This window comes from Coleofasciculus sp. LEGE 07092, assembly GCF_015207375.1.
Taxonomy (GTDB): domain Bacteria; phylum Cyanobacteriota; class Cyanobacteriia; order Cyanobacteriales; family Coleofasciculaceae; genus LEGE-07092.
In genome coordinates this window covers 34676-61399 of the sequence record NZ_JADEWY010000022.1, presented here as the reverse complement: position 1 = coordinate 61399, position 26724 = coordinate 34676, and the positions used below count along the sequence as shown (strand labels likewise).

At 47.8% G+C, this 26724-nt stretch carries 19 protein-coding genes; 5 read left to right on the top strand and 14 right to left on the bottom strand.

Annotated elements, in window-relative coordinates:
* Positions 1–51: 51 nt before the first annotated feature.
* The 12 genes from IQ257_RS07930 to IQ257_RS07875 form a co-directional block, all read right to left on the bottom strand.
* A complete protein-coding gene (locus tag IQ257_RS07930; protein WP_193872888.1) occupies positions 52–1347 on the bottom strand; it encodes an aspartate aminotransferase family protein in 1296 nt (431 codons plus the stop codon).
* 159 nt (positions 1348–1506) lie between these two features.
* Complete coding sequence (gene fhuB / locus IQ257_RS07925; protein WP_193872848.1) at positions 1507–3579, bottom strand: Fe(3+)-hydroxamate ABC transporter permease FhuB; 2073 nt, start codon at positions 3577–3579, stop codon at positions 1507–1509.
* 64 nt (positions 3580–3643) lie between these two features.
* Entirely contained in the window at positions 3644–4567 is a 924-nt protein-coding gene (locus tag IQ257_RS07920; RefSeq protein WP_193872849.1) for an ABC transporter substrate-binding protein, read from the bottom strand.
* On the bottom strand, positions 4554–5351 hold the full coding sequence (locus IQ257_RS07915; RefSeq protein WP_193872850.1) for an ABC transporter ATP-binding protein: 798 nt from the start codon (positions 5349–5351) through the stop codon (positions 4554–4556). The genes IQ257_RS07920 and IQ257_RS07915 overlap by 14 nt, the downstream gene beginning before the upstream one ends.
* 12 nt (positions 5352–5363) lie before the next feature.
* Complete coding sequence (locus IQ257_RS07910; protein ID WP_322744245.1) at positions 5364–8060, bottom strand: TonB-dependent receptor domain-containing protein; 2697 nt, start codon at positions 8058–8060, stop codon at positions 5364–5366.
* A 260-nt stretch (positions 8061–8320) separates the two neighbouring features.
* Positions 8321–11527: an MFS transporter gene (locus IQ257_RS07905; RefSeq protein WP_193872851.1), complete on the bottom strand. Its 3207-nt coding sequence runs from the start codon at positions 11525–11527 to the stop codon at positions 8321–8323.
* Positions 11524–12819 carry a lysine N(6)-hydroxylase/L-ornithine N(5)-oxygenase family protein gene (locus IQ257_RS07900; RefSeq protein ID WP_193872852.1) on the bottom strand — a complete coding sequence of 432 codons (1296 nt, stop codon included), beginning with the start codon at positions 12817–12819 and terminating at the stop codon, positions 11524–11526. The genes IQ257_RS07905 and IQ257_RS07900 overlap by 4 nt, the downstream gene beginning before the upstream one ends.
* Positions 12819–13412 carry a GNAT family N-acetyltransferase gene (locus tag IQ257_RS07895; protein ID WP_193872853.1) on the bottom strand — a complete coding sequence of 198 codons (594 nt, stop codon included), beginning with the start codon at positions 13410–13412 and terminating at the stop codon, positions 12819–12821. The genes IQ257_RS07900 and IQ257_RS07895 overlap by 1 nt, the downstream gene beginning before the upstream one ends.
* Positions 13413–13472: 60 nt before the next feature.
* Positions 13473–15272, bottom strand: coding sequence for an IucA/IucC family protein (locus IQ257_RS07890; RefSeq protein ID WP_193872854.1), 1800 nt, complete (start codon positions 15270–15272; stop codon positions 13473–13475).
* Complete coding sequence (locus IQ257_RS07885; RefSeq protein ID WP_193872855.1) at positions 15269–16777, bottom strand: pyridoxal phosphate-dependent decarboxylase family protein; 1509 nt, start codon at positions 16775–16777, stop codon at positions 15269–15271. Before IQ257_RS07885 ends, IQ257_RS07890 begins: the two co-directional genes overlap by 4 nt.
* A complete protein-coding gene (locus tag IQ257_RS07880) occupies positions 16777–18138 on the bottom strand; it encodes an aspartate aminotransferase family protein (RefSeq protein WP_369076421.1) in 1362 nt (453 codons plus the stop codon). The genes IQ257_RS07885 and IQ257_RS07880 overlap by 1 nt, the downstream gene beginning before the upstream one ends.
* A 350-nt stretch (positions 18139–18488) precedes the next feature.
* Positions 18489–20189, bottom strand: a complete 1701-nt coding sequence (locus IQ257_RS07875; protein ID WP_193872856.1) for an energy transducer TonB — start codon at positions 20187–20189, stop codon at positions 18489–18491.
* Between the two features lie 317 nt (positions 20190–20506).
* Between IQ257_RS07875 and IQ257_RS07870 the strand changes: the two genes are divergently transcribed.
* Positions 20507–21166: a MotA/TolQ/ExbB proton channel family protein gene (locus IQ257_RS07870; RefSeq protein ID WP_193872857.1), complete on the top strand. Its 660-nt coding sequence runs from the start codon at positions 20507–20509 to the stop codon at positions 21164–21166.
* Positions 21150–21551 (top strand): ExbD/TolR family protein, encoded by a 402-nt coding sequence (locus IQ257_RS07865; RefSeq protein ID WP_193872858.1) that lies wholly within the window; start codon positions 21150–21152, stop codon positions 21549–21551. Before IQ257_RS07870 ends, IQ257_RS07865 begins: the two co-directional genes overlap by 17 nt.
* Before the next feature lie 96 nt (positions 21552–21647).
* Here IQ257_RS07865 and murD read toward each other — a convergent pair whose 3' ends face one another.
* Together murD and IQ257_RS07855 are read right to left on the bottom strand one after the other, a co-directional pair.
* Positions 21648–23057, bottom strand: a complete 1410-nt coding sequence (gene murD / locus IQ257_RS07860) for a UDP-N-acetylmuramoyl-L-alanine--D-glutamate ligase (RefSeq protein ID WP_193872859.1) — start codon at positions 23055–23057, stop codon at positions 21648–21650.
* Between the two features lie 168 nt (positions 23058–23225).
* Positions 23226–23573 (bottom strand): TIM-barrel domain-containing protein, encoded by a 348-nt coding sequence (locus IQ257_RS07855; RefSeq protein ID WP_228060514.1) that lies wholly within the window; start codon positions 23571–23573, stop codon positions 23226–23228.
* 295 nt (positions 23574–23868) lie between these two features.
* Here IQ257_RS07855 and IQ257_RS07850 point away from each other — a divergent pair, with 295 nt between their 5' ends.
* From IQ257_RS07850 to IQ257_RS07840, 3 genes are all read left to right on the top strand, one after another.
* Positions 23869–24744, top strand: coding sequence for a phytanoyl-CoA dioxygenase family protein (locus IQ257_RS07850; protein ID WP_193872860.1), 876 nt, complete (start codon positions 23869–23871; stop codon positions 24742–24744).
* A gap of 153 nt (positions 24745–24897) precedes the next feature.
* The gene (locus tag IQ257_RS07845) at positions 24898–25656 is read left to right on the top strand and encodes a class I SAM-dependent methyltransferase (protein ID WP_193872861.1); all 759 of its coding nucleotides are present in this window, start codon (positions 24898–24900) and stop codon (positions 25654–25656) included.
* Between the two features lie 78 nt (positions 25657–25734).
* Positions 25735–26499, top strand: a complete 765-nt coding sequence (locus tag IQ257_RS07840; protein ID WP_193872862.1) for a transposase — start codon at positions 25735–25737, stop codon at positions 26497–26499.
* Positions 26500–26724 lie beyond the last annotated feature (225 nt).

Sequence of the window (26724 nt, the reverse complement as noted above, 5' to 3'; positions counted from 1 at the left end):
CCCTTGTCCCCTTGTCCTCCTTGTCCCCTTGTCCCCTTGTCTCCCCACTCCCTACTCCCTACTCCCCATCTCCTTCAACACTCCCCCTAAAATCCCAACCATTTGCTCAATCTGTTCCTTCTGAATAATTAACGGCGGAGACAGAGCAATAATATCCCCCGTAACACGGATGAGCAAACCCATTTCATAACAGCGCTGGAGACACTCCATCCCCCGTGCTGAGGGTTTTCCAGGTCTGGATTCTAACTCAATTCCTGCTACCAATCCCAAATTGCGACTATCAATAACGTGAGGTAAATCCTGTAAGGAATGCACAGCATCTTCCCAATAGCCTGCTAATTCCTTTACCCGTTGAAATAACCCTTCTTCCTGATACACCTCCAGTGTTGCCAAGGCTGCTGCACAAGCAACAGGATGCCCAGAATAAGTGTAACCATGGAATAATTCAATGGAATTTTCTGGCGTACCTTCCATAAAGGCATCATAAATCCCTTGACGAGTAAATACCGCCCCCATCGGCACTGTCCCGTTGGTAATGCCTTTCGCTACCGTCACCATATCTGGGATAACACCAAAATACTCCGTGGCGAAACTAGCACCGAGACGCCCGAACCCAGTAATTACCTCATCAAAAATCAGCAGAATGCCATACTTATCACAAATAGCCCGTAGGCGTTCTAAATATCCCACAGGTGGCACGAGTACCCCGGTTGAACCCGCAACCGGTTCGACAATCACGGCTGCAATGGTTGAGGCATCATGTAGTGCAACAAGGCGTTCCAACTCATCTGCCAGATGTACCCCCCATTGCGGTTGACCACGAGTGAAGGCATTGTGTTCTAGGTTGTGAGTATGGGGAAGATGATCGATTCCAGGCAATAAGCTGCCAAAGAACTTACGATTGCTGCTAATACCCCCCACCGAAATCCCACCAAACCCAACCCCATGATAACCCCGTTCCCTACCAATCAAGCGCACCCGCGTGCCTTCACCCCGAACTCGATGATACGCGATCGCAATTTTTAAGGCTGACTCTACCGCTTCCGAACCTGAATTACCATAAAATACGCGATCAAAATGGTTTCCCGGCATCATCTCAATTAACCGTTCCGCCAGTTCAAAGGCACCCGGATGTCCCATTTGAAAGGGAGGGGCATAATCGAGGTGTGCTACTTGTTTCTGAATCGCTTCTACAATTTTAGGGCGACAGTGACCGGCATTTACACACCACAACCCTGCCGTGCCGTCCAGAATTTGACGACCATCATGGGTAGTGTAGTGCATATCCTTTGCGCCTGTCAGCAAGCGCGGGTTGGCTTTAAACTGTCGGTTTGCCGTGAAGGGCATCCAGAAGGCGTCGAGTTGGCTTTGCACAAGATTGACTCCGTATACCAGGGGGAAGGTGGAACTATATTATTTCATACCAAAAATCTAAAAGTCCTGACAGACATGAGAAATCCGGGTATACAATCAAGCTGCGCGACAGCTTAGAAAGGAGAGGAGAGTTTAGTCTTGTTCTTGGTTTAATTGTGGAGATGCGAGCGCTGTAACATTCCCATAAGTCCTGTTGGTATTTGACCAAAGCAGCCACAGGAAATAAGGTGTACCAATCATCGCCGTCACCAACCCTGAAGGAATTTCTCTAGGGGCAAGGGCGATACGACCGATGATATCAGCAACCGTTACTAAAATAGCGCCTAAGATAGCGGCGATGGGTACAAGTTGGCGGTGACGGCAACCCACGAGAAGGCGTGCCGCATGGGGTGCAAGTAAGCCAACGAAGCTGACTGTCCCTACGGTTGAAACAGCAGCAGCGGCAAGGGCAACGGCGATCGCAACTGAGATGGCACGAGCTTTCTGAAGGGGTAAACCGAGAGTGCGGGGTAAGTCTTCTCCCAGAGCCATTAGATCCAGCCAGCGAGCCACCAACCATGCCAGGGGGAGTAAAATTAGGGGGAACGCCAGCAGTCGCCACAACTCATCCCAGCTCCGGGCGTAGGTACTGCCAACCAGCCAGACTAACGCTTGGGCTACCCGTAATTTAGCGATCGCAACCAAGAGATTAATTCCCGCCGAACAAAACGCAGATACCGCAATTCCCACCAGTGCCAACCTTGCAGGGGAAATTCCCCCCCGCCAAGCGGCTAAATAAACGCATCCAAATGCTGCAAAGGCACCGATAAATGCCGCGACTGGCACCGCTTCTATCGGTGCATTCGGTAGCAAGACGAGGACAAACACCGCACCGAAACCCGCTCCTGAAGTAATGCCGATAATTTCGGGTCCAGCGAGGGGATTGCGGACGACTCCCTGTAATAATAAGCCGCTAACGGCTAGGGATGCCCCAGCAAGTACTGCCACTAAAAGCCGAGGCAGGCGCAGGTGTAACAGAACTCGTTGTGAGAGAGGAGTGCTGTTGCCGGATAAGAGTTGCTGCCAATTTACCAGAGTGCCGCCCAGGAAGAAACCTGCAACTAAAGCACACAAAAGCAATAGAATAGCAACGGATAGTAAAACAGGGTAAGGGAGACGGTGAGAAGATTTATCCCCTAGAGAACGTTCCCCTGTGGTTCCACTCTCCATACTTTTTGAGGTACGAACCAGCCAAATTAAAAACGGTGCGCCAATGAGGGCAGTGACACTCCCCGCAGGCAGTTCGCTAAGGTTTCCTGTCACTATTTGAGCCACCACATCGGCACCCACTAAAACCACAGCCCCCCAGAGAGCGGCAATCGGCAGCAAAAGTCGGTGTTGACGGCATCCCATCAACCGTCCTAGGTGCGGGGCAACTAAACCGATAAAACCAATCGGTCCGACTACACTGACTGCTACGGCTGCCAAAACGATGCCCACCAGGGTAGCACTGAAGCGAGTAAGCTGTATCCGTTGCCCAAGCGATCGCGCCATTTCATCCCCTAGCAGCAACACATCCAGGGATTTCGCCATCAGCATCGCCGTAATTGCTGCAACGAGTACTCGTGGTGCGGCATAAACAGTGCCACTCCAGTCGGTTTGGACTAAGGAACCCGCCCCCCAAAAGAATAAACCTGCAATTTCGTTTTCGTAAAATAGCTGCAACAGAGCGGTAAAGGAGGCAAGAACTAAGGAAACTGCTACACCAGCGAGAGTGAGGCGGATGGGGGTGACTTGCACGCTGGCAGCAATTCCATAAACCAGCATGGCTGCCAGCAATCCTCCCCCAAGGGCTACGATCATCGGTGATTGGGCTAATAAAGCGGGTGTAGCGATTGCAGCAGCCGTTACCGCCAAGTAAGCCCCAGCATTAATTCCCAACGTCGCCGGAGACGCTAGGGGGTTGCGAGTTACCGTCTGGAGTAAAACCCCTGCCATTCCTAGTGCCGCACCCGCAATGATACCAATAGTGGCACGGGGCAACCGTACATAACGCACTAGATTGTGAGCGATGCTGTTATCGGGGGAAACGATGGCGGTGACAACGGTAGTGATATCGAGTTCTGCCTGCCCTTGGGTAATGTGGATGGCGAGGAGTATCAGCAGCAAGAGGGCAATGAAGACAAACTGGGAGGATGAACGGGCAACGGTAGAAGGAAATTTCACTTTTATAGGAGAAGGCAGTGGTTCGACAAGCTCACCAACCGGGCAGAAGGTTGATATTAATGTTTTAATCTCCAGTCTCCTGGAACGCTGCAACAACGTTTTCAACGAGTACCCGTGCGGATAAGGGACCACCAAACACCCAAGTATCTGCACCGATGGGGTAAAGGCGGTTCTCTTGAACGAATGCTAGATTTTTCCACACGGGATTATTCTTTAACTGCTGAAAGTAGGCGTTCTGGTGTTCACCGATATACAGAAAGTTCGCTTGTTGAACCTTTGGCAAAGCTTCCACCCATACAGTATTAAATCCAAAGCGGTCAAAGTCTCCGTTCCAGGCATTTTCTAAACCAATTTGAGTTAATAGTTGCACTGCCATCGCATTGTCAGTAAATAAGCGTAGTTGGGGGGCGCTGGGGGTAAATTGTCCGAGAATAAATTTGTTTTTTGTTAGGTTAGAATCTTGCAATTGGTTAGCAGCACGTTTAAATGTTTCCTGTATCTGTTGAATCACGGCTTCCCCTTGTTCGCGCCGCTTGATTGCATCCGCAATTGTTAAGAAGGTTTGCTTCATTTCTTCTAACTGCGTCAATCCATCGGCGGCGGGATAGGGGTTAAAAAGTAGGGTTGGGGCAATCGAGGACAAGGTATCGTAGATGTAGTCATGGCGCAACTGTACGCCGAGAATTAGGTCGGGTTCCAGTTTTGCGATCGCTTCTAGGCTGGGTTCCTGACGTGTGCCGACATCCACCACAGTTTCTGCCAGTTTGGGTTCGATATTGACAAATTCCTGATAACCTTTGATGTCCGCTACCCCAACAGGCTGGATACCCAGTGCTAATAGGTCTTCAACATACACCCATTCCAGTGCTACTACTCGGCTGGGGGTGTTGGTAAAACTGGCAGATTTCTGGGGAGATGGGGTACAGGCAACGGCTAAGGCAGAGATAATAGTTGTTGCGATAAACTGGCGTCTGTTAATTTGTTTCATGCTTTCGTCCCAAGTCGCAGGGCAAACAAATCGGAGTACCAGTGAGGGGGTGGGGAATAACGGTCATTTCCACGCCGAAAACCTCCCAAATAATGGATGCTGTGAGGACATCCGTCGGAGAACCCGTAGCGACAACTCGACCTGCTGAGAGTACAATTAAGCGATCGCTATAAGCTGCCGCTTGGTTCAAGTCGTGCAGCACCCATCCCACCGTAATGCCGTGTTCGTAGTTCAACCGCCGTACTAAAGACAGCACCTCTAGTTGGTGGCGGATGTCAAGGAACGTGGTGGGTTCATCCAGCAACAATACCTGAGTCTGTTGCGCTAGTGCTAGGGCAATCCAAGCCCGTTGCCGTTCGCCACCGGATAAGGTATCTACGGAACGGTTCGCCAGGGGTTCTAAACCCGTAACGTCTAAAGCCCACCGCATCGCTGCCATATCTTTTTTAGATAAGCCTCCTAATAAAGTTCGGTGGGGGTGGCGACCGAAACCAATCAATTCCCAAACGGTAACGCTAGCGGGGACTTCCGGTGATTGGGGTAGCATGGCTAGCTGACGGGCAATTTCACGGGTGGGTATCTGGGCGATATTGCGTCCGTTAAGGTAGACGGTTCCCTGGCTGGGTTGGACGATACGGGCTAGCGATCGCAATACCGTACTTTTCCCCGATCCGTTGGGTCCAATTAGCGCCGTGACTTCTCCAGGTTGGAGGGTCATTGACAGGTTGGGAATAACTGGAGTTTTATCGAAAGTAATAGTTAGGTTGTGAGCATTAAGAATCATTGGAATGGGGAATTACCAAGTAATAGAATAGTTAACACTCAAGGTTATTCCCCTAGCTGCTGCATAACTTGTGTCGCTGGTTTGGAGTTGAGAAACGACGGGAAAGTATTGGTTATTGAGTAAGTTTTGGACGCCAATTTCAAGGACTCCAGCACCTACATTTATACGGCTAATGTAGTCAAGCGTGATATAGCTATCGACCTCATTTAAGCCAAATCCTGTTCCTTTGGGGTCACGACTTCCAGAATATAAAAGCTGGAGACGATTGCGCCATCCGGGTGTGGTTTGATTTTCTACATAAGCGGTTAGTTTCAATGGGGGAATCGTAAACCCATCAAGCGCTGTGTCGAAATCGCCATCATTATCACTATCCCGTTCCCCTTCTGTCCAACTCACCGTTGTTCCAAATAGCCAATTGTTGGCGGGTTTCACGTCGAGCGTGGCTTCGAGTCCGTAAATTTGTTGTGGGGAGCGAATGACGGTTCCGGGTGCTGTAAATGTCGTACCTAAATCAGATTCGTTGTAAAAACCAACCAGAGAAGCTTGGACAGTGTTCCAATTGCCGCGAATTCCCAGTTCAAAATGATCGACTTTTTGGGCTTCGGGACGCAGAGAGTCTACAGAAAAGCCTGCGGGCGCATTGCGTAAGGCTAAACCAACATCGGCAACAGAAAATCCTTGGGCAAAGTTAGCAAATAGGTTCAGTTCATCGGTTAGATAAAATACAGCGCCGACATTAAATAGGGTGGCATCGTAATCTAAATCGCCGCCGCCAATTTCATCTCCTCGAATTGTGGTGAAGTCCTCAGCACTAACACCAATTAGTTCGTGGCGTACCCCGCCATTTAGAATGAAATTTTCGCTCACGTCCCATTTCAACTGAGCAAATAATCCCAAGCTGCTTTGTTCAAAGGCAGGTGTCCAAGACCGTTGTCCGGTTTCCCGAAAAACTAAACCATTACTATTATCAAATCTATCCTCATCGAAGATATCAACGGGTTGAGAACTTTCTTCCCTCGAATAATCCAATCCCCACAGTAAATTGATGAATTCATTCTGATCTAAGGGGGTTTCAACCTGTAAGCGACCGCCCCATTTTTCTGAGTCTAACTCTGATTGAAAGATAACATTCCCTAAACTGGCAAAGTCACGGGCATCAAAGGGGAAAAATCGGGTGGAATAGTTGCGATAATACAGTTGCCCTTGCAGTTGACTGCCTAAAATATTCTGATTAGTGTAGTTGAGGTTGATCAGAGTATTCTGAGTCCCTTGGGGGTCTTCTAACTCCAATCCTTCTAATGCGCGGGCTTTTTGCCGTCCTGGTATATCGAGGATGCTGGGATCGGTGGTGAAATCTGTGTGTTGTTCACTGTTGAAGTGACTGACGGTGAGTTGTAAGCGTTGGGTGTCACTCAAATCCACACCGACTTTACCTAACAGGTTCAGGGTGTCAGCATCCGCTAAACCTCCCTGTCCGTTGGGATCGGGCGGAATGCGATCGCCTTCTGCATCGAAGAATCCTCCCGTCTCGGCAAAGGACGCGGTGAAGGCAAAATCGAAATTTCCTGATCTACCAGCAATATATTGTTGAAGGCTATATCCCAGGCTATCTTCAACATGAGTGAGGGAAGAATTCACACCCACTTCGGTTGTCGCCGTTAGCGCTTCTGCCCCTGCGCTGCGGGTAATAATATTGACAACCCCACCGGTTGCCCCATCTCCATAAATTGCAGTTGGTCCACGCAGTACCTCGATTCGTTCAATTGTAGAGGGGTCGATAGTACTCAAATCCCGAAACACATTCCGACTCGTTGATTGAGGCACACCGTCAATCAATACCAACACATTCCGTCCCCGCAGAGACTGTCCGAAAGCGCTGGTGCTTTGGGTGGGAGGAGCAAACCCTGGAACCAATTGACCGAGAATATCTCCCACATCCTGGGTGAGATTGCTTTGTTCGTCAATCTGTTCGCGGGTAATCACTGTCACAGAACGGGGTACGTCAGAAAGTTCTTCTTCCGTGCGCGTTACGCTGACAATAATCCGTTCTTGTAAGCTTTGGGATGTGTCGGGTGGTGGTACTGGGGGTTCTGTTTGGGTGACGGGTTCTTGTTCGAGTTCAGGTGAAGGGGTTTCTGGTGAAGGTGTGGTTGGTGTTCCTGGGGAGATTTCTGCTGAGGGTGGTGTTGATGTTCCCGGTGGGATGGGTACTTCCGGTAAGGGTGGTGTTGATGTTCCCGGTGGGATAGGTACTTCTGCTGAAGGTGTCGTTGGTGTTGGGGGAGGTGGAGTTGCTGTAGCAGTAGTCGGTGCTGTCAAACTAAACGCTAATCTTTGATTATCTCGGTTTAGCTGTACTGTAGGAACGCCAGCTTTACCAATGACTTCAACCCGAACTGTATTGGTATAGGTGTGAAAAACTCTGACTGAGGCAATATCTTCGGTGGGATTTTCGAGGCGAAACTCTTTGCCCTGTGGCAACGTTAACTGAGTGTTGATGATATCGGCGAAGAAGGTATTGCCATGAGAGGCGGTAAACACTCTCGCTTTCGTGTCATCTGTTGTTTCTAAGATGACTTCAAGTCCATCTGGTGTGGAATTAAGTTGTACGTCTGTAACTTCTACAACACCCGCTTGTACAGGTGCTGCGGCGACTAGGCAAATGGCACTGGTTAGCCCAAGGGAATTCAGAAATGGATGGGATTTCACAATACTTAGTAATTCAACGTTCAACGTGCAAAATTCAAAAGGAGGAAGACAAAGGAAGCTAAGTTTTCCCGAAACCCGCCCGGAGTTTAAACTCCGGGCTAATAGCTCAAGTCCATTTCAATGGACTAAAAACGCTCTATGTCTTGCAGTCGGTTTCAACCGACTTTGGCTATGAGCCAGGGAATTGATTCCCTGGCGGGTTTGGAGAGAGACTCAGCCCTGGAGTGAGGGAGGATCGAAGAGGTCAGGGCAAAGTCTTGTTACTGTAAAGACAATGCAGGCTGTTCCCCGACTTCATACAATGCATTACTAACTTTCCCAAACGCCGAGGCATGGGGACGGTTGCCATCGTCGGCATACCCATAAGTCAGCAAGCGATTTCGATTCAGGCAAAGCTTGGTAAACTGAGGAGCCAGCAGGTTGAATAACTCAAATCGTTCTTGTAGTTCCGGGAAGCGGCGTTGGTAATTTAAGATGCTTTGCCGCACTTGTGTCCAGAAATGACGTTCCGGGTAATTGTGGTGAATTTCTAATAAGTCGGACAGGTAACGGTGGTGGCAGATAAACAAACCTGCAAAAATAAATTGGCAGAGTCCTTCTGGGGGTTCGCTTAACAAGACAGCTTTTAGGTGTTGGGGTAATGAGTCTAGTTCTGGTAGGGGATGGCGGCTGATATTGACATCATCTACAAAGTCTTTCATCGCTAGGCGATGGGGGATGGAATTTTTCAGAACCAGAATCGTATTTTCACCGTGAGGAGAGAAGACGACACCGTAGCGGTAGAGATAGTGCAATAGGGGGGGAAGGATGGTATTAAACAAGCGTTCTAGCCATGCCTCTAGGCTAAGTCCCGACTGCGTTACTAAACCAGAAACGAAGGGTTGACCGTTACCATCAATATGGAGGAGTGCTGCTAAAGTAATCGGGCGTTCGTCGGCTTCGACGTAGGCAACAACGCTTTCTCGCCACAGACAGCCCAACATCTCCTTATATTGATAGGGGGCGCTAGGAAGTTGGGTGTAGTAGGGATGGTCGTAGTTAATACTGGCAATTTCTCCTGGTAGAATTAAACGGCATTCGTTGTTTAAAAAGGAATCGCGATCGCAAATTGACTTCACCCACTCCGTCACCTGGGGGGCAGCTACAGTTCGTTCTCCCGGCAAACCCCGATAGACGAGAGTATTGAGGATACTGAGAGGCAACTTAACGTGGCGCTTTTGGGGATGGCTGATATTGGCGAAGGTGCGAATGGATTGTTGGGGTAGATAATAATCCTTACCCCTGCCGAGATAAATCATTACCCCCGTCGCTAATTCCCCAGCAAATAGGGGAATGATAATAGTTTGCCACTGCCATTCGTGTACAGGCAGAAAATAGTAATTCGAGGAGTTGACATTTTTGGCGTTTAATGCATTATTAAACTCAGTTAGAGTTTCCTCCCCTAACTCCTCTTGCATCAACGTCGAGTAATCAAGCCCCTCAACGGCATGGAATTGGGCGCGGTCATGCCGAACAGCTATCCAGGCAAGGGTTACAGGCTGTTTGCGTTCTGGGGCGTGGTGCAGGTAATCGTCATAACCAAAGCCAATTCGCCCTTTATTAAAAGTAATCCAGGGGTGTCCTTCCATTTCCCCTTCGAGGTGGGCATAATCTAACGTCAGTAAATCAGTGTCTTGATTTTCCTTATCTGCATGGATATGGGCATCTGCCAGCAGAGTATTGCTGAGTTCTTTAATCAGATGGGCAGCAGTTTCGGCAGTCATGCCAACCGCACTGTGAAAATCTAAGACAAATTGGAAGGGGTTAGACGCAGGCAACCAATCACCACCTTGCCCTCGCTGGATGGATTCCGGTATCACCCGATAGCTGTTAAACAGGCGGTGTTTGGCTTCAAAACGATAGGCGATGCCTTCCGGTAGCGAGAGATGATACAGCACTTTGCGAGTCGGTGTGCTCTGGTTCCCCCCTTGATAAGGGGGGCTAGGGGGGTCAAAAGTGTGTCCATCATTTTCCGTAATTGCTTCTGGCAGAATAATCTCTTCATACATAAACTCAGAAAGCATCTTCGCCAGTAGCGTCCGACTCACAGACTGCCAGCGTTCTGGCTGTAAGGCATGGTTGAGAATTTTCAGGTGTTCCATGACTAGTATTCGTTGTGGAAATAGATAAGAATGCGGATAGAATCTCCCTTGTCTCCCCTGCCCGGTTGGTGAGCACTTCGACCCTTCGACAAGCTCAGGGCATCGCAAGCTCAGTGTTCCACTTGTCGAACCACTGCCCTCTGCCTTTTTCGGGTAACTTCTGCGAAAAATAGCGAATTGGGCAAAAACACTGTTAAACCCGCAAATCGCGGCAGCGGCAAAAAATGGGGCGGCTAAACTCTGAGTACTCACCAACCCAGACGCCATCAAGGGGGCGGCTAAATGTCCCACATTGGCAAAGGAGGTGGCGAGGCTGTAATTGAAGTGGAGGCGATTGTCCTGACTTTTGCCGAATAACTGCAATTCCAAGGCAGCTTGGGTAACAGCGAAACAAAAGCCATAAACGACTCGCGCCAAAACCAGAACCCATACCTGTTGCGTTTGCCCTTGGAGATACAAACTCACCATCACCAGACATAACCCCAAGGGATAAATAGTATTCAGGCGTTCTGGACGGCAGGCAGTGCGGATGTAAGGTAATGCGGCGATCGCCATTATGCTGGGAATGAGAAACAAAATACTACTCGTCAGCAAACTGCTATTAAAGGGAGTTGCTGCTGTGACGTATTCCGTAAAATAGGGACGGACTAGGTTGTTTGCCAGATGGAAGGTGAGAATTACCATGCCAATGGCAACAATAAACTCCCAGGAATTGTCGGATGAAGGCTGATTTTCTGGTGGAACATCCACCTTCTGCTGCCGTGTCGAAACTCCCCGCAGCAGATAGAGACACAACCCCAATTGAAAAACATCAGCAAGGGCAATCCAGTAAAACAAAAACAAAGGCGCATCAAGGTTTACCATCCAAGCACCAGCAATGGTAGCGGTGACAATTGCCCCGTGAAATACTGCTTGGTAAGTTCCGGCAACGGTGGCTCTTTCGTCTTTGCCTGCTAATTGGATAATTAAGGGATAAACCAATAAATAGCTGCTTTTGAACAGCAGTAACACAATGGTGTAGACAAGAAACTGCTGACTACTCGTAGCCGTTGCCATCAGCGCCGTCATCACTGCCGTTCCCGCCTGTCCAATATACAGTAGGTGTTTGACTTCAAACCGCCGCGCTAGCATCCCCCAAACTGGGGCACACAGCACTACGGTTAACCGACAAACGAAAATGTAATAGCCGGTATAGGACAACTCTTCAACCCCAAACACCTTGCGGAAAAATTGGGGATAAAATGGCGAGAGCAATACTTCGTTGAATATTGCCAGGAAGACACAAAGGAAAAGTGTGCCCCAAACCCATTGCTGTCGCTGCTTCATGAGGCTACACCAAATTGCTGAAAAACGTTGCGGCGTTGAACGGGGTAGATGGTTCGCCCCATCAAGGTGTTAATAATTACCGAGTTGCGATAGGCACCCAATCCCAAATCTGGGGCACCAACGCCGTGAGTGTGTAACTCGCCGTTTTGGATAAAAATCTGATTAGGACTATCTTGGGTGAGTGCCAGACGGTAGTCGAAATTAACACAGTAGCGCCCTTGGTTATCCCATTGAATTAGGGGGCGAATGCCATCAATGCAATCGGGAATTTGGTGATGGTAGCCGGTTGCCAGGATGATGCAGTCGGTTTCGTGGGTAAAGCGCTTGTCTTGGTGCAAGTGGCGATAACCCAGGCGGTAACGTTTCCCATTCGGGGTAGTGAGTACCTCCACTTCCTTAACTTCCACCAACGGTAGCAACCGCACCTCTGGAGTGTTGCCAGCAACGGAACGTTCGTAGAGTAAGTCGTAAATTTGGGCAATGGTGCTGAAGCTTATGCCTTTGTAGAGTAAATGTTGCTGGGAGAGTAAGCGATCGCGTTTTTCTTGGGGCAAGGCGTGGAAATAATGGATATAGTCGGGGGAGAAATGTTCTAATCCCAACTTGGAATATTCCATCGGTAGGAAACCCGACGAACGAGTATGCCAGTCTAGGCGATAACCATAGGTTTCCTGTTCCTGCAAAAGTTCATTGAATACTTCAGCCGCACTTTGCCCCGAACCGATAATCGTAATGGATTGAGAATTGTGCAAGGGCTGACGCTGATGCAGAAATTCCGCAGAATGGAAGATATCCTCTCCCTGCAACCCCTGAAAACAGGGCGGCACTTTCGGAACACTTCCCACTCCCAACACCAAATTCCGACACCGATAAGTTGAACTCTGAGTTTTTACCTCAAAATAACCCAAGGATTCCTGCCAGGAAATCGCTTCGACTCGTTCCCCAAAACGACAACTTTCTAACTGTTCGGCAACCCACTGACAGTAATGATTGTATTCACGGCGGGGGATGTGGAAATGTTCCAGAAAATAGAAGTGATAGAGACGGGATTGAGCTTGTAAATAACTGAGAAAACTAAAACGGCTGCTAGGGCTTGCCATTGTCACCAAGTCCGCCAAAAACGGCACTTGAATGGTTGTTCCCTCGATTAACAAACCCCGATGCCATTCAAATTTGGGTTTCTGTTCTAGAAATAGGGCATTAACTCCAGAAATGGGTTCCAATAATGCCGCTAACCCTAAATTAAAGGGTCCGAGTCCCACCCCAATAAGTTCGTAAATCTCATCAGGCATTATCCCCACCTCCTAAAAAAATTCTGTCGGTGGCAGAACATCAACGCCGCCCGCTTACTGGGTAAATCAATTTCTGTTTGGAATTCAAAGCCGCAGCGTTTAAAGACATGAATCATCTTTTGATTGCGACTATCAGGTTCAGCAATAATTTTTAGAGTTTTTGGGTGTTGAAATTGAAATGCCGTCATAGCCCGTAACAACGGCAGGGCGTATTCTTTTCCTAAGAACTCTGGTTCACCAATTAATAAATGAATCCCCTGATCGGCGGGATGAGCTGAATAACATTTGGCAACTATATCATCCACTGCCCAATAGGATTCCCAATAACTCATCGCCACCCCATTTAATAACCCGATATAAAGGGTTTGATGAGTATCTGCCAATGCTTTTTCTAAGTGATTTCGCATTCGATCTAGGTCAAAATCTAGATTCCAAAAGGGAATCACATGAGGTTGATTCATCCAGTTGTGAATTAGGGATAAATCCTCTTCTAGAACAACTGGACGAAAGGCAATGACTTTATTAATCTCTGGGTCGAATGTTTGGTAGGTAGAGACGTGCTGCTGTAACGTCTCTTGATGACTAAGGGACATTTGCACCTCTGTGTTTAAGGATAAAAATCTCTTCTTCCATTCCCCCCTTACTAAGGGGAGTTAGGGGGGGCAAAGGGCGCTAAGAGGATTATCAACACTGACATAAACCGACTGAGTGGCAACCGAACCCACTAATTCATCCATATCGTGAAAGCGAGTTAAAAGATTTGCCTTACAGCGCAATTTTGATTGGGATAAAAAGGCTTGTAGAAGCGTCGAGCAATCAGACTCTGAAACCGGATAATTTTCCAAAACTGTTCGCACTTGGGCTAACAGCGATCGCTCATCCACCAATCCCGCAACCCCAAAGGCATTAATTAAGCCAAAAAGGTTATTCAAAAACAGGTAATACCCCAAGCGTTCGTCAACTACAGCATCATCACAAACGGTTTGACTTTTCTCGCTAATTCCCGGCAGAATGGCATCTAATTTGGGATAAAACGATCGCCGATAGTAATAGCCTTGATTATCCCGATAATAGAACCGAAATGGATAGCCATCGTGCAGTTGCAACACACTATTTTGTTGATGGGCTTCGATGGCAACGCCGTAGGTAAAATACAGCCAGAGAATTGGTTCTAAAGAAATCTTCAGATAGCGACGAAACCAGTCACAGCTAACCTCAGCGGTGGTACGTTGTTCTTGCTTAGCGAGCTGGCGAATAATTTGAGCTAACCGCGAACCATCACCAAAGATAGAATCCTGACATAAGCCTATCAAACAAGTGGCATCGGTGACGGGATTTTTGGAGAACGGATTTTCTCGCAAAATGGTGGATAAGCCATCGAAGGGTTCGCCATTTATATTCAGTGTAATATAAGCGGGGTCACGAATGATAGAAAATTCCGGAAATTTATCCCTTAATTTTTGACCGATTTGACTCTCCAGAAGTTGATAAACTTCCACACTCCGTTCCAATTCCTTATACAAATTCGTCCGCACAGAATTGGTAATTTTAACATTTAGCGACAATTTCAGCATGAACGCTGCCTCTGGATGATACACCGTGCGGATTGAAGAGGTAGGAAAAAATTCTCGACCCTGCTGCCCTAAATCTTGCAATAATTCCTGCTTAAATAACGTCTGAATCACGGGTTGATACCGCAGAAACTTGGCTTGCCAGGGGTGAACTGGAAGCAAGGCATAGTCATCCTCACCGCAATAGCTTTGTTTAAAGGCTGAATCTACGGCTGAATCCGATAGCAATTCCGCCTTAATCAGAGAAGTTGCAGATTGGGATAATGCCGAACCTTCCTGCACAATTGAACAATGAGCGCGGAAATAATGCAGGGCAAAACGACCATTTAATTCCGGAGAATAAATGAACAATTCTTCATCGGAAAACCCCTGACGGCTTTTGGGCGTAGGATGCAAATGATGTCCGAATACTAAGGCTTGTTCAGCGTCAATAAATGAACTGGTAAACCCATACAACAATTCCGCATCCCTACGCCGATGCCGGACAAACTGTTCAATATTCCAGCAACTTTGAATGACTCGCAGTAGTAATTCATCCTGATGACCAACACTGCCATTTGCCAGTGCCAATTCTTTCGTAATTAGAGCGACTAATGTCACGTAATCTAGTTCTAAAAGATTACCACCTGCGGGTTGATAATAAACCGGAAATGAAAATAAATGCCGTCCCGTTGGCGACCAATAGCGCAAACGCGCTACAAGTTCCACGCCTTGATGAACTAAAGGACAGCGAATTTCTTGTCCCTCAGAACTGCCAAACCCGATTTCTCGAAGATAACAATTCAGAAAACTTTGAATGGTAGCCCGTTCAGCAATTTGCTTATCGGTTGGATTGAGATTGGGTTGCGAACTTGCAGGTTCTACAAGGGTGGGTTCTATCATGTTAATGCTCCTGCTGATTCTAATTCATTGCCAAGGTGTTTGATGCTTGTCAAAATTCCGCTAATATGTTCTAAATTTGTGTGGGGATTGAGTAAGGTAAATTTCAAATAAACCCGATCACCAATTTGAGTTTGAGCTAAAACCGCTTCACCTCTTCGCATCAGCGATGCCCGAATCGGGCGATTAATGACATTGGCATCGGCAGACATTTTCTGGGGACAATACCGAAACACCACCGCATTAATTTCAGGTTGATTTGCCAACTCTAGTACGGGTTCAGCATCAATTAAACGGGCAGTTTCTGTCGCAAGGTTAATGGTGGTATCAATTAACTCAGCAAACCCCTGACGACCTAATGCTTGTAGGGAAACGTACAGCTTTAGGGCATCAAAACGGCGGGTGGTTTGTACGGATTTGGTGACTAAATCAGGAATCCCAGCTTCAGCGTTAGTTTTGGGATTGAGATAATCAGCGTGTAGGGCGATCGCATTAAAATGAGAACGGTCTTTCAGCAGAAACGCCCCGCAGCTAATAGGTTGGTAAAATAGCTTGTGAAAGTCTACGGTAATGGAATCTGCCAACTCGATACCCGCGAGTTTATGCCGATGGCGATCGCTTAATATCAATGCCCCCCCATACGCCGCATCGACGTGCAACCACAACCCATACTGTTTCGCCAACGCTGCCAGTTCCGGTAGCGGATCGATACTGCCAAAATCCGTCGTCCCCACTGTGGCAACCAGGGCGATGGGTAACAAGTTTTGCCGACTCAGTTGGGCTAACTCCCGTTCGAGGGCAACTGGACACAGGCGATAGTCAGCATCGGTTTCCACCCTCACCACCGCTTGTTCTCCCAATCCCAACAACGCTGCTGCTTGACGGATGGTGAAATGAGACGCCGCCGAACTCAAAATCCGCAAGCGAGAAGACTCTGGCGGCAATCCCTGCTGCTGTACCGACCAACCGAAGCGATCGCCCACGTAGCGATCGCGGGCTAGCAACAACCCCATAAAGTTAGACTGCGTACCCCCACTGGTAAAGACACCATCCCCATCCTCACCGTACCCAAACAGCCGACACAGCCAATCCACAACCCGTTGTTCCAATACAGTTGCTGCCGGACTTTGATCCCAGGAATCCATCGATTGATTGGTGGCACTAATCAAAACCTCTGCTGCTAGTGCTGCGGTTAGCGGCGGACAATGCAAATGAGCTATGCAAGTTGGGTGGGAAACTACAACGGAGTTATTGAGAATAGTCTCACCAACATAATTGAGAATAAGTTTTAATTGCTTTCCCGTTTCTGGACAAACCTCACTTGCTGCCAACATTGCTGCTAACTCATCTGGATTCGCCCCGCTATAGGGTCGAGTTTGGTTGGCAAAGCAGTCAATCAAAACCTCTTGAGCAGTTGCGATCGCATCCCGGTAAGCACTGATGCTGTCCCCAGAATCGCTGAGAAAGCAGGTTTGGCTTTGGCGGGGTGTTGGGATTACTTTCAACATCAGCCCACCTCGGAAAACTCGACAACCGACAGCACCTGCTGTTGGGCGGCTTTAACCGCTGCCTGGAAAATTTCGCTAATTTGGTCAATTTGCTCGGCAGTGACGATTAAAGGCGGTAAAAAGCGAACTACGCTCCCCCTACGTCCCCCAATTTCAACGATTAACCCCCGCCGCAAACATTCTCGTTGAATGCCCTGCGCCACCACCGGATAGGCAGGATAACTACCGCGCCGATCGGCTGGGACTTCGGGATTGACAATCTCGACACCAATCATCAGCCCCCGTCCCCGAATTTCTCCCATATAGAGACATTCGGACTGAATCTGGCGTAAATGACTCATCAAGCGATCGCCCATCGCTGCGGCGTGTTCAACCAAACCGTTATCCAGGATGTAGCGCAGGGTTGCCGTCCCTGCTGCCATCGCTAACTGATTGCCCCGGAAGGTTCCGGCGTGAGCTCCCGGTGCCCAGCAGTCTAAGTCTTGGTTGTAGAGAACCACAGAGAGGGGCAAACTGCCGCCAATTGCTTTCGACAGCAACACCACATCCGGTGTAATCCCAGAATGTTCAAAGGCATAAAGCTTACCCGTGCGACCCCAACCGGTCTGAATCTCATCCACAATCAGGGGAATATGGCGATCGCGAGTCATGCGCCGAATCTCCCGTATCCAGCTATCGGGTGCTGGAATCACTCCCCCTTCTCCCTGCACAATTTCCAAAATCATCCCAGCCGGAGGAATAATGCCGCTTTCAGGGTCATCCAGAATATGCTCGATATAGCGACTAGCAGTGCAATACCCCACCTCACCCCCAAAACCAAAGGGGCAACGGTAGTGATAGGGGTAGGGCAGAAAATGAACATCCGCCATCAAACCCGCCACTGCCGTTTTTGGGGCAAGATTACCCGTTAAACTCAACGCCCCATGAGTCATACCGTGATACCCCCCTTGGAACGAAAGCAAGCTACGCCGTCCAGTTGCCGTTTTCACTAGCTTCAGTGCTGCTTCCACTGCATCCGCCCCAGAGGGACCGCAGAACTGAATTTTGGCATTCCGGGCAAAGGCAGGAGGCAAACTGGCAAACAAGTCTTCAACAAACTGGTCTTTAATCGGCGTTGTCAGGTCAAGGGTATGCAACGGCAAGTTATCATCTAAAACACTCCGCATTGCCTCTAGCGCAACGGGATGATTGTGTCCCAGTGCCAAGGTGCCAGCACCCGCCAGACAGTCGAAATACACGTTCCCGTCTGTATCTTTGACATAAATACCCTTCGCTTCCCGAATTGCGATCGGAATGCGCCGAGGATAACTGCGAGCATTAGATTCCCGTTGAGTCTGGCGTTCAAGATACCAATGGGAAATAGGACCAGGTACATGACCAAGGCGGTCACGGGCGTTCGGTTGCCCTACAATCTTTTGCTCCTCTGAATCGGAGCTATTGCAAATTTGATGCACTGTCAAATCCCTCTAGCTTGTGCAATAACTTCAGCTAGCGTTAAAGCTAATTGAAATTTATTAGTGATAATTTGTGTCTCTAAGGTTAGAAGCATAGGACTAAATAAGAATAGTTGTCAACAGTTAACGAAAATTTTTGCCAATGTTTTCCACCAAACCGCTGTAGTCCTCTACCCTTCGGGAACGCTAAAAGCGAACAGAGGACTTTAGCTATGAGACAGGGGTTGAAACCCCCGGCGGATCACCGCTTTGAGAGACTAATCCGGTGGTGGTGTTGCTTCCTCCACGGGCTCCAATGGTGGTGGTTCCGGTGAGGGGTCAATCGAGGGCGGTTCCTCAAGAACTGGAGGAGACTCAATAACTGGTGGTGACACTTCTGGAATTGGTGAAGGCTCGACTAATGGCGATGGTGGTGCAGATGGTTCAATCTCAAAGCTAGGCGGTTCTGAAATTTGTTCTTGCAGTTCCCATTCTCGCTGTTCTTCGAGGGCTTGACGTTCCCGCTCTTGTCGGGCTTCTAGTTCTCGGCGTTCCTGTTCTCGCTGGGCTTCTAGTGCTTGACGTTCACGGCGTTCACGAGCTTGGCGTTCGAGTTCAGAACCTTGTTCGGCAAAGGTAAACGGTACGGATATGCCACGCCAACCGCTTTGTGAGGATGCCAATTTCCAAGTCTTTACGGTTTCGAGCGCGGATTGATCGAGCATACCGTGACCGCTAGAACTCGCAAGCTTCACATTCCTGACATTGCCCTCACTGTCCGCATCGAAAATAACCTGCACCGTGCCTTCCAAACCTCGTCTTTTCGCTCTGCGAGGATAGTCCGGGTCAGGACAGCGACGACAATTGACCAAAGCTGCTCCCGAACCAGGCATGGGACTACCACCCTCACTATTATCAGGAGTCATGAGCGGTAGAGAAGGACTGGGTTTAGGGGTTATGGGCGAATCACCTCCAGATTCCCGACCCGTTCCTTTTCCTGTATCACCGTCACCACCACCTGTATCATCGCCATCTCCAGATTCATCACCCGTTCCGTTTCCGGTATCGCCTGTATCATCCCCTAAACCAGAGTTACTATCTCCTACATCTCCGGAATCATTGGAAAGGTTGCGATCGCCTCCTCCACTGGTATCATCTGACTGGTTTGTATCCTGGCTAGCAACCTCTTGACTCCCTGGAGAATTGAATGGCTGTTTGAAAAAATCTCTAATTCGTTGGGCGATACGTGGTTGAGACGTTGGTGTTGGCGCAGTTGCCAGAGTTGGACTAGGAGATGGTGTCATTGCTGGTGAGGGTTCCTCTGCAATGCTTGGAGTCACCACAGGTAAAGGTTCGGGTGTCGGTTCCGGCGTTGCTGTTACCTCTGGGGTTTCAACAGGTGAAGGTTCCGGCGTTGCTGCTACCTCTGGGGTTTCAACAGGTTCGGGTTCCGGCGTTGCCGTCACCTCCGGAGTTTCAACAGGTTCGGGTTCCGGTGTTGCCGTTACCTCTGGGGTTTCCACAGGTTCGGGTTCTGGTGTTGCCGTCGGAACAGGAGGCGGAGTTTCCACCCGTTTAGGTGTAACAACAGGTTTTGGCGGAGGAGTAACTTCAGCCACCTTAAATGGTTTTTCAGATCGATTCGATGGCGGCGATAGAGCAATCTCTGGCATGGATGTTGCTGGCACAGATGATGGTGCAGAACTCGCGCCAGAACCACCGCCTTCATTACCGCCTGAGTCGTTTGAATCTTCAGACTGAGTTGTTTCCTTGGGTTCTGTTACTTCAGGACTGGGCGAATCGATGACGATGATTTCAATCGGTTCTTCCGCTAGTCCCGGCGTTTTGACCCAAAGACTGCTGAGTATCAGCACAGCGATATGCAGTGCCAGCGAACCGATAAGGCTGTAGGTCAAAAAAGACCGAACCGCCTCGTCTTCTTTTTCTCGCTGCTCTATAGCGAGAGTTGACAAGCCCATAGCTTATTGCAAGTAGTTATCAGATGTTTGAGTAGATTAAGCTGCCGATGTACCAATGTCAATACAAAAAGTGAGAGTTAAAGCTTGTCTTTTAATCCCTCTACAATCCTCAAAACTTAATGAATACAGGACTTTTTAGCTCAAATACTTCTTTTGTAAATAAATATTAAAAAATTCCCAAGAGTTATTTACGCCAACTTGCTTGACAATTTATCTTGATTAGGTATAAGTTCTTTTTGAGAACTACTATCAGCTACAAACCTGAGCAAGCTGGTCAGTTTTCTGTGTATTTGTTCAAAAAACAATCCAACCCTTCGATGCAAGTCAATAGTTTTTTTAGTGCCGGTGGCGTGGTAATGTGGCCCCTGCTGGGATTCTCTGTGCTAGGGATCGCTCTAACGGCTGAACGTGCCGCCTTTTGGTTTCGTGTCAATCGACGACAGCGCCGTTTAGTGCGGGATGTGCTTTCGCTTTACCGACGTGATCCGGAAGATGCACTTAAAACCTTACAGCCGAATGCCGATTTGCCAATTGCGCGGATATTTTTGGCAGCGTTAGAACTGGAGCAACCTACTCCAGAAGAATTTCGCTTGGCTCTAGAAAGCGAGGCACAAGCAGAGTTACCTGTACTCAAACGATTTAACGTCGCCTTTGAAACGATTATCGGACTTTCTCCAATGTTGGGTTTGTTGGGAACAGTCTTGGGGTTAATTACTTCCTTCGCGTCCCTGCGGGTGGGTGATATTGGGGGAAGTGAATCGACTGGCGTCACGGGTGGAATTAGTGAAGCGTTGGTGTCCACTGCTGCCGGATTGGTCGTTGCCATGTTTGCCTTGATGGTTTCCAATACCTTTCGAGGGTTCTACCTGAGACAAATAGCACTGATACAGGAGTACGGCGGTCAACTGGAACTGCTCTATCGCCGTCGCTATGAAGCAAACAACAAAGGAGATCTAGAGTATGCGTCTACCCGATGAGCCAGAAATTCCCGCTCAGATCAACATTGTGCCGATGATCGATGTGATCTTTGCAATCTTGGCTTTTTTCATTATCTCAACCTTATTTTTGACGCGATCCGACGGATTGCCCGTCAACCTACCCCAGGCAAAAACATCTAAAGCTCAACCGTCCACTAAAATTACCGTCACGATTGATCCCCAAGGAAAGCTGGCACTAAACCGCAAGTCTATTCAGCTAGAGGCATTGAAAATCGAAGTGCGGCAGCTAATCGAACCCAATTCGGAAGCTCTGGTCATTGTACAAGCCGATACAGTTGTTGACCATGGTCAAGTCGTCGCCGTGATGGATCAATTGCGCGAAATTCCCAATGCTAAATTAGCGATCGCTACGAAAAGACCTTGAAAAGGCTGTTCCTAGGCTTCCGCTTCCAAGTCCTGGGGGTGAGGGTGCTAAAGTTTTATCAGTTAATCAGGGTCTGAATTCCCTAACAATGTAGAACTATGATCGCAATAACTCCAAGCAAAGCTGTCGGAAATCGTCACCCCGATGCTCAAAGCTTTGGTATTGGTCAAAGCTTGCACAGGCAGGGGATAGGAGGACGACACGAGCTTGATACTGCTGCGCTAGTTCAGTCGCTCTAGGCACGGCTAGTGCTAGGGTTTCGACAATTTCATAACAGGTGTAACCCACTTGCTTGAGGCGTTCGGCAAAAGCAGGTGCAGCGTCACCAATGAGTAAAACAGCAGCAGCTTTACCTTTAATCGTCTCCATCCACTGAGAGTCATCACCAGTTTTGGCTTCACCGCCAGCAATTAAAATAGTCGGTGCCGCAACAGCAGCTAATCCAACTTGAGCGGCATCGTAGTTGGTGGCTTTGCTGTCGTTAATGAAGTCAATGCCCTGCCAAGTGATGATGTGTTCAAGTCTGTGGGGAACACCGGGAAAGTTAACAATACCATGAGCGATCGCCTCTTTCTCGATTCCGACTAACCGCGCTGCGGCTACTGCCATGAGTAAATTTTGATGATTGTGGTTGCCCACCATCCGCAACGATGCCACCGGTAGGATCGGTTCTGCCTCAGCAATTACCCAACCGTTTTCAATATAAACCCACGGGCGAAAATTCGCGTCGATAGTTTGACCCTTTACACTTGTCCAATAGGCATCAGCCCAGTGGTTTGCCCCCAACTGGCGCAAGTAAGAGTCATCACCGTTAAAGACTTGCAGTTGCGATCGCGCCAGTAAAGATGCTTTGATGTTGTAATAATTATCTAGTGTCTGGTGACGGTTCAAGTGATCGGGGGTAAAGGTTGTCCAAACACCAATGCGGGGCGCTAAACTCCGTGAGGACTCAATTTGGTAACTACTGATTTCAGCAATAATCCAATCCAGGGATTTTTGGCGTTTGGCAGCGGATGAATTATCTGTCTTACCCCTGCTCCCCCTCTCTCTCTCTTTCAGAGCCAATTCACAAGCAGCATAACCAATATTACCGCAGGCGGGGGCTTGGAACCCTGCCGTTTGAAAAATAGCGGCGATGAGGGCAGTAGTCGTAGTTTTACCGTTCGTACCCGTAATGCCAACCCAAGGACACCCATTGAGATGACGCCAAGCCAGTTCAAGTTCGCCAACGGTGTCAATGCCTCGGTTTCTAGCTTCGATTAATATAGGGATATCCCAAGGTACGCCGGGACTCACGACAATGAGCTGGGGTAAATCTGAATGCTCAAGCATTAGCGAATGACTCAATTTAACAGGAATTCCCTCCTTGGAAAGTTCCTGTTGTTGAAGTTGCAGGAATTCAGAAGTCTTGCTGTCGCTGACGATTACCTGCCATCCTTCCTGTTTTAGCAGCCGTGCGGCGGCGATTCCGGAGCGTCCCAGACCAATAACATGAGCGTTGGGCATAACTTAGGTGTTAAAAAGTCCCTGGTTTAGCATACCGTATAGAGTCAGTGTATTTGATTCGTAAACGCCAAAAGCGAGGAAAGGGAACAGGGAACAAAAAGATTTCACGATTCATTTAAACTGACTATAATATCTCGTACAGAAATGCCCAACCTACTTAAAAGTGTTTCAGCGATCGCATCTATTCCCTATTCCCCATTCCCCAGCATAAACTTCAAGAATAAGGGAATCTCGGGAAGTGGTTCCCACCCGCAGCGAGACGGGTTGCAGGGGTAATATTGCTCCCGCTTTTACAAATACGGGGACTTGTTCGATCAGAACATATAAATCCAGATGCTGGGAACCGGAGTAAATTTTACCCGTTTCTCGTTCCCACCAATTCTCACCGGGCAGGTAAACGCGACGATATCCACCTGCCTCTACTACTGGGGCAACGAGTACTGAATCACCAAGAAAATATTCGGTAGTTGTCTGATAGGCTTCTGGCTCGTCCGGATAAATCAGGTATAGGGGCATTGGTGTCAACTTAAGCCCGAAGGCTCTCATCCTTGGGCTACTCAAACGAAGCCCGTCTGGTATTGTTCTTACCAACAAGCGATCAGGAAACAGACTGTAAGTCCGCCAGGCTCTTCTCAATTTGTCGCGTAGATAGGTCAATACTGTTCCTTGGATGGAAGTTTAAGTCCCCCCCTTCAGGGCTAGTGGACTGTCAAGCCAGGCTTGACTAATTGAACAGGTCTGGGTATCCTATGTCAGATTGCATCACTATAGCTGCTTAAATGTATAACAGGTCAGCAAACAAGACAAATTTATGGCTCTATTCTCTAAGGGATTTAGGTTTTGGAAGAGATTATCCCATCAATCGAATTACAAATATGTAGGTATTCAGGAACCTGAAAATTCGCAGTTTTGGCAAAAAAATGGTTATCTCTACCTTCCTGGTTTCTTCAGTGAAGACATCATTGAGGATGTGAACCGCCTTGTTAGTGAGGTTTGGCGGGACTGTCCCCCTTTCGTAGTGGTAGATGACTTGGTCACTGGTCGGAGAAATTGGATGAGCGACCTTTCGAGTGATGAAAAGTTTCATCACTGTAAAGTCAATGATCTCTACTTAAATTTCAAAGAGATCCTTCATGTGGCGCTCCACGAAACTCTTGTAGAGGTATTAGCAAAGGTTTTAGGAGATGCTCCCGTCTTGATCAATACTTTGAACATGGAAAAGGGCACTCAGCAGCCTTATCATGTGGATGCGCTCTACATGACACCGTTGAGAGAAAATAACCTGGCAGCTTCCTGGATTGCCTTAGAAGACGCTCATCTGGATGCAGGGCCTCTTCAGTATTACCCAGGAAGCCATAATATCCCTGTGTACCACTTCTCTAACGGGGGGATACACTTTATTCCAGAGGAAATGCCTCAATGGCAAGAGTATATCCAGTCCAATATTAGTACGTTAGGCTTGACTCCTCACTATTTAAAGGCTAAGAAAGGTGATGTTTTCATCTGGCATTCCAAGCTGCTGCATGGAGGAGCACCTATCAAGAACCAAGCACTAACTCGAAAGAGTTTGGTCAGCCATTACTGGACTCTTGAGGATAGCAAACAATTACAATGCACTGTTGAGCCATTCGGAAAGGGATATTGGTTTAAACGAAACCCGCACCCTGTACCTCCAGCGAACTTCTAGCCTCGTGTTGGCACTGCTATCAACAGGAGCAAGGATAGTATTCATCATCGACTTGAGCTAAGGTAATCATCGGCAACCGTACTGATGTGCTGTCACAAGACAAGCAAGCCGAGAACATTTGAGACAAATCAACTACTAAAGGGAGAATAGGAGATGGAACCAACTGCGTATGCTGCTGCCTGGACAAGAGAAGAAAGCCTCGATAGCTTGAATAGACGGATTCATGATGGTGTTTCGCTTGAGCAACTTGCCGATCGCGCTCGGGGTTATCGTGACCAGATGTTTGAAGTTCTCTATCCCTTTGCACAGCCTAAAGAGGGCGATCACGTGCTAGAGATTGGTAGTGGTGTTGGCTGGATTATGCAAGTCATGTTGGAAAAGTTCCCTATGGGGGAAATTACTGGGTTAGATATTTCCGAAAATATGATTCGGAGGGCTCAGGAACGATTTTCTGATCCTAAAGCCCAGTTTGTTCTCTATGACGGCTTTAATTTTCCGTTTTCCGATAACTATTTTCCTGTCATCTATTCATGTGCTGCACTCCAGCACATCGAAAAGCATGTGGCATTTCTACTTATGCGCGAGATTTATCGCGTTCTTGCTCCCCAGGGACACGCTATCCTCCACTTCCTCTCCGTCAATCATATGCCCCACAACGGTATCCCTTACGAGCAGGAATGCTGGAACATTATCAATAACGTGGAAACTCATTGGCATTTCTATTACTCTTTTGATGAGTTATTTATTCTTTTTTCAGAACTCATTGGTGTAGATGATTTAGATATACAACACAATGAATCGTTCAATTCTTTCTTTGTCCACTTCTCAAAGAATACACAACGTAAGTTCTTACGTGAAGATTTACCTCACTTTACATATCAAGGTAGGTTTAATCAAACTTTCCCTATATAAACTATCCCTCTTCTGTCACTCTCCGAGAACTAAAATGAAGAGATAAACAGGTTAAATCTCTATAAGGAAGGCAGAGCAATGGATGTAGAGTTACAAATTCTCAAACATAAAGCCAGAGATGCTCAAGGGACGGTATCCTTCATAGATAAATATTGTGAGGGCTGCAAAGACTTATTTACTGAAGTCAGAAGTTATGAATGTTTTAAATATTTACATTTGGGAATAATTGCAGAAATTAAGAGAAAATCTTTACCAGAAATTGCGAAAGCGGTTGGACTGAAATCGGCTCAATCATTGCACCATTTCCTTTCTGAATCACCGTGGGAGGTCAGCGAACTAAGAAAGCAAAGATTATCAAAAATATTAGCGCTGTTAAATGACAATCCGCTGACAGTAGTAATAGATGAAACCGGAGATAGAAAAAAAGGGAAAACAACAGATTATGTAGCCAGACAGTACCTAGGCAGCATCGGTAAAGTCGAGCAGGGAATTGTTTCACGTCTGACTAGTTTTGCCGATATTGAAAAATGGTGGGAAATTATTTTTTCGGTTTATTTAATGATTAGCTTGAATGCACCAGTTTTTCAGTTATTAAACCCATCTCATCCCAGTAATTCTAAGAGTAAAAAACCTGCTGTTGATTTTTCTATACATCAACAATGGAATCAGGGAGTTGGATGGAAAAATGTTTTGAATAATCTGCGTTTAATTATCCAGCCGACTATTCTATTGTGGCTAATTTCCCCTTGGTTAGACATTTTTCCTAATCGTTACTTATTACTGGGATTTCATGATTTAATTCATGCTATGAATCAATTTAAACTTGATTTTGCCGATGGATAATCGGCTTATGAAGTTACTTGCTTTCTTCGGAGAGTGACAAAAGAGCGATAGATGAGATACTCCGTGCCTGTTTTCAACTCCATCATCCTCGCCACTGGCGGGCACCCAATGAGAGAATCTTGCGCGGGCTGAATTTGAAGCCTGCGTATGCTGGTTTTGTCCCGTGTAGCCCTAGGCTTTCAGACTGCGGGTTTGATGGGAAATTATAGTCACGCTTAGGTTTCA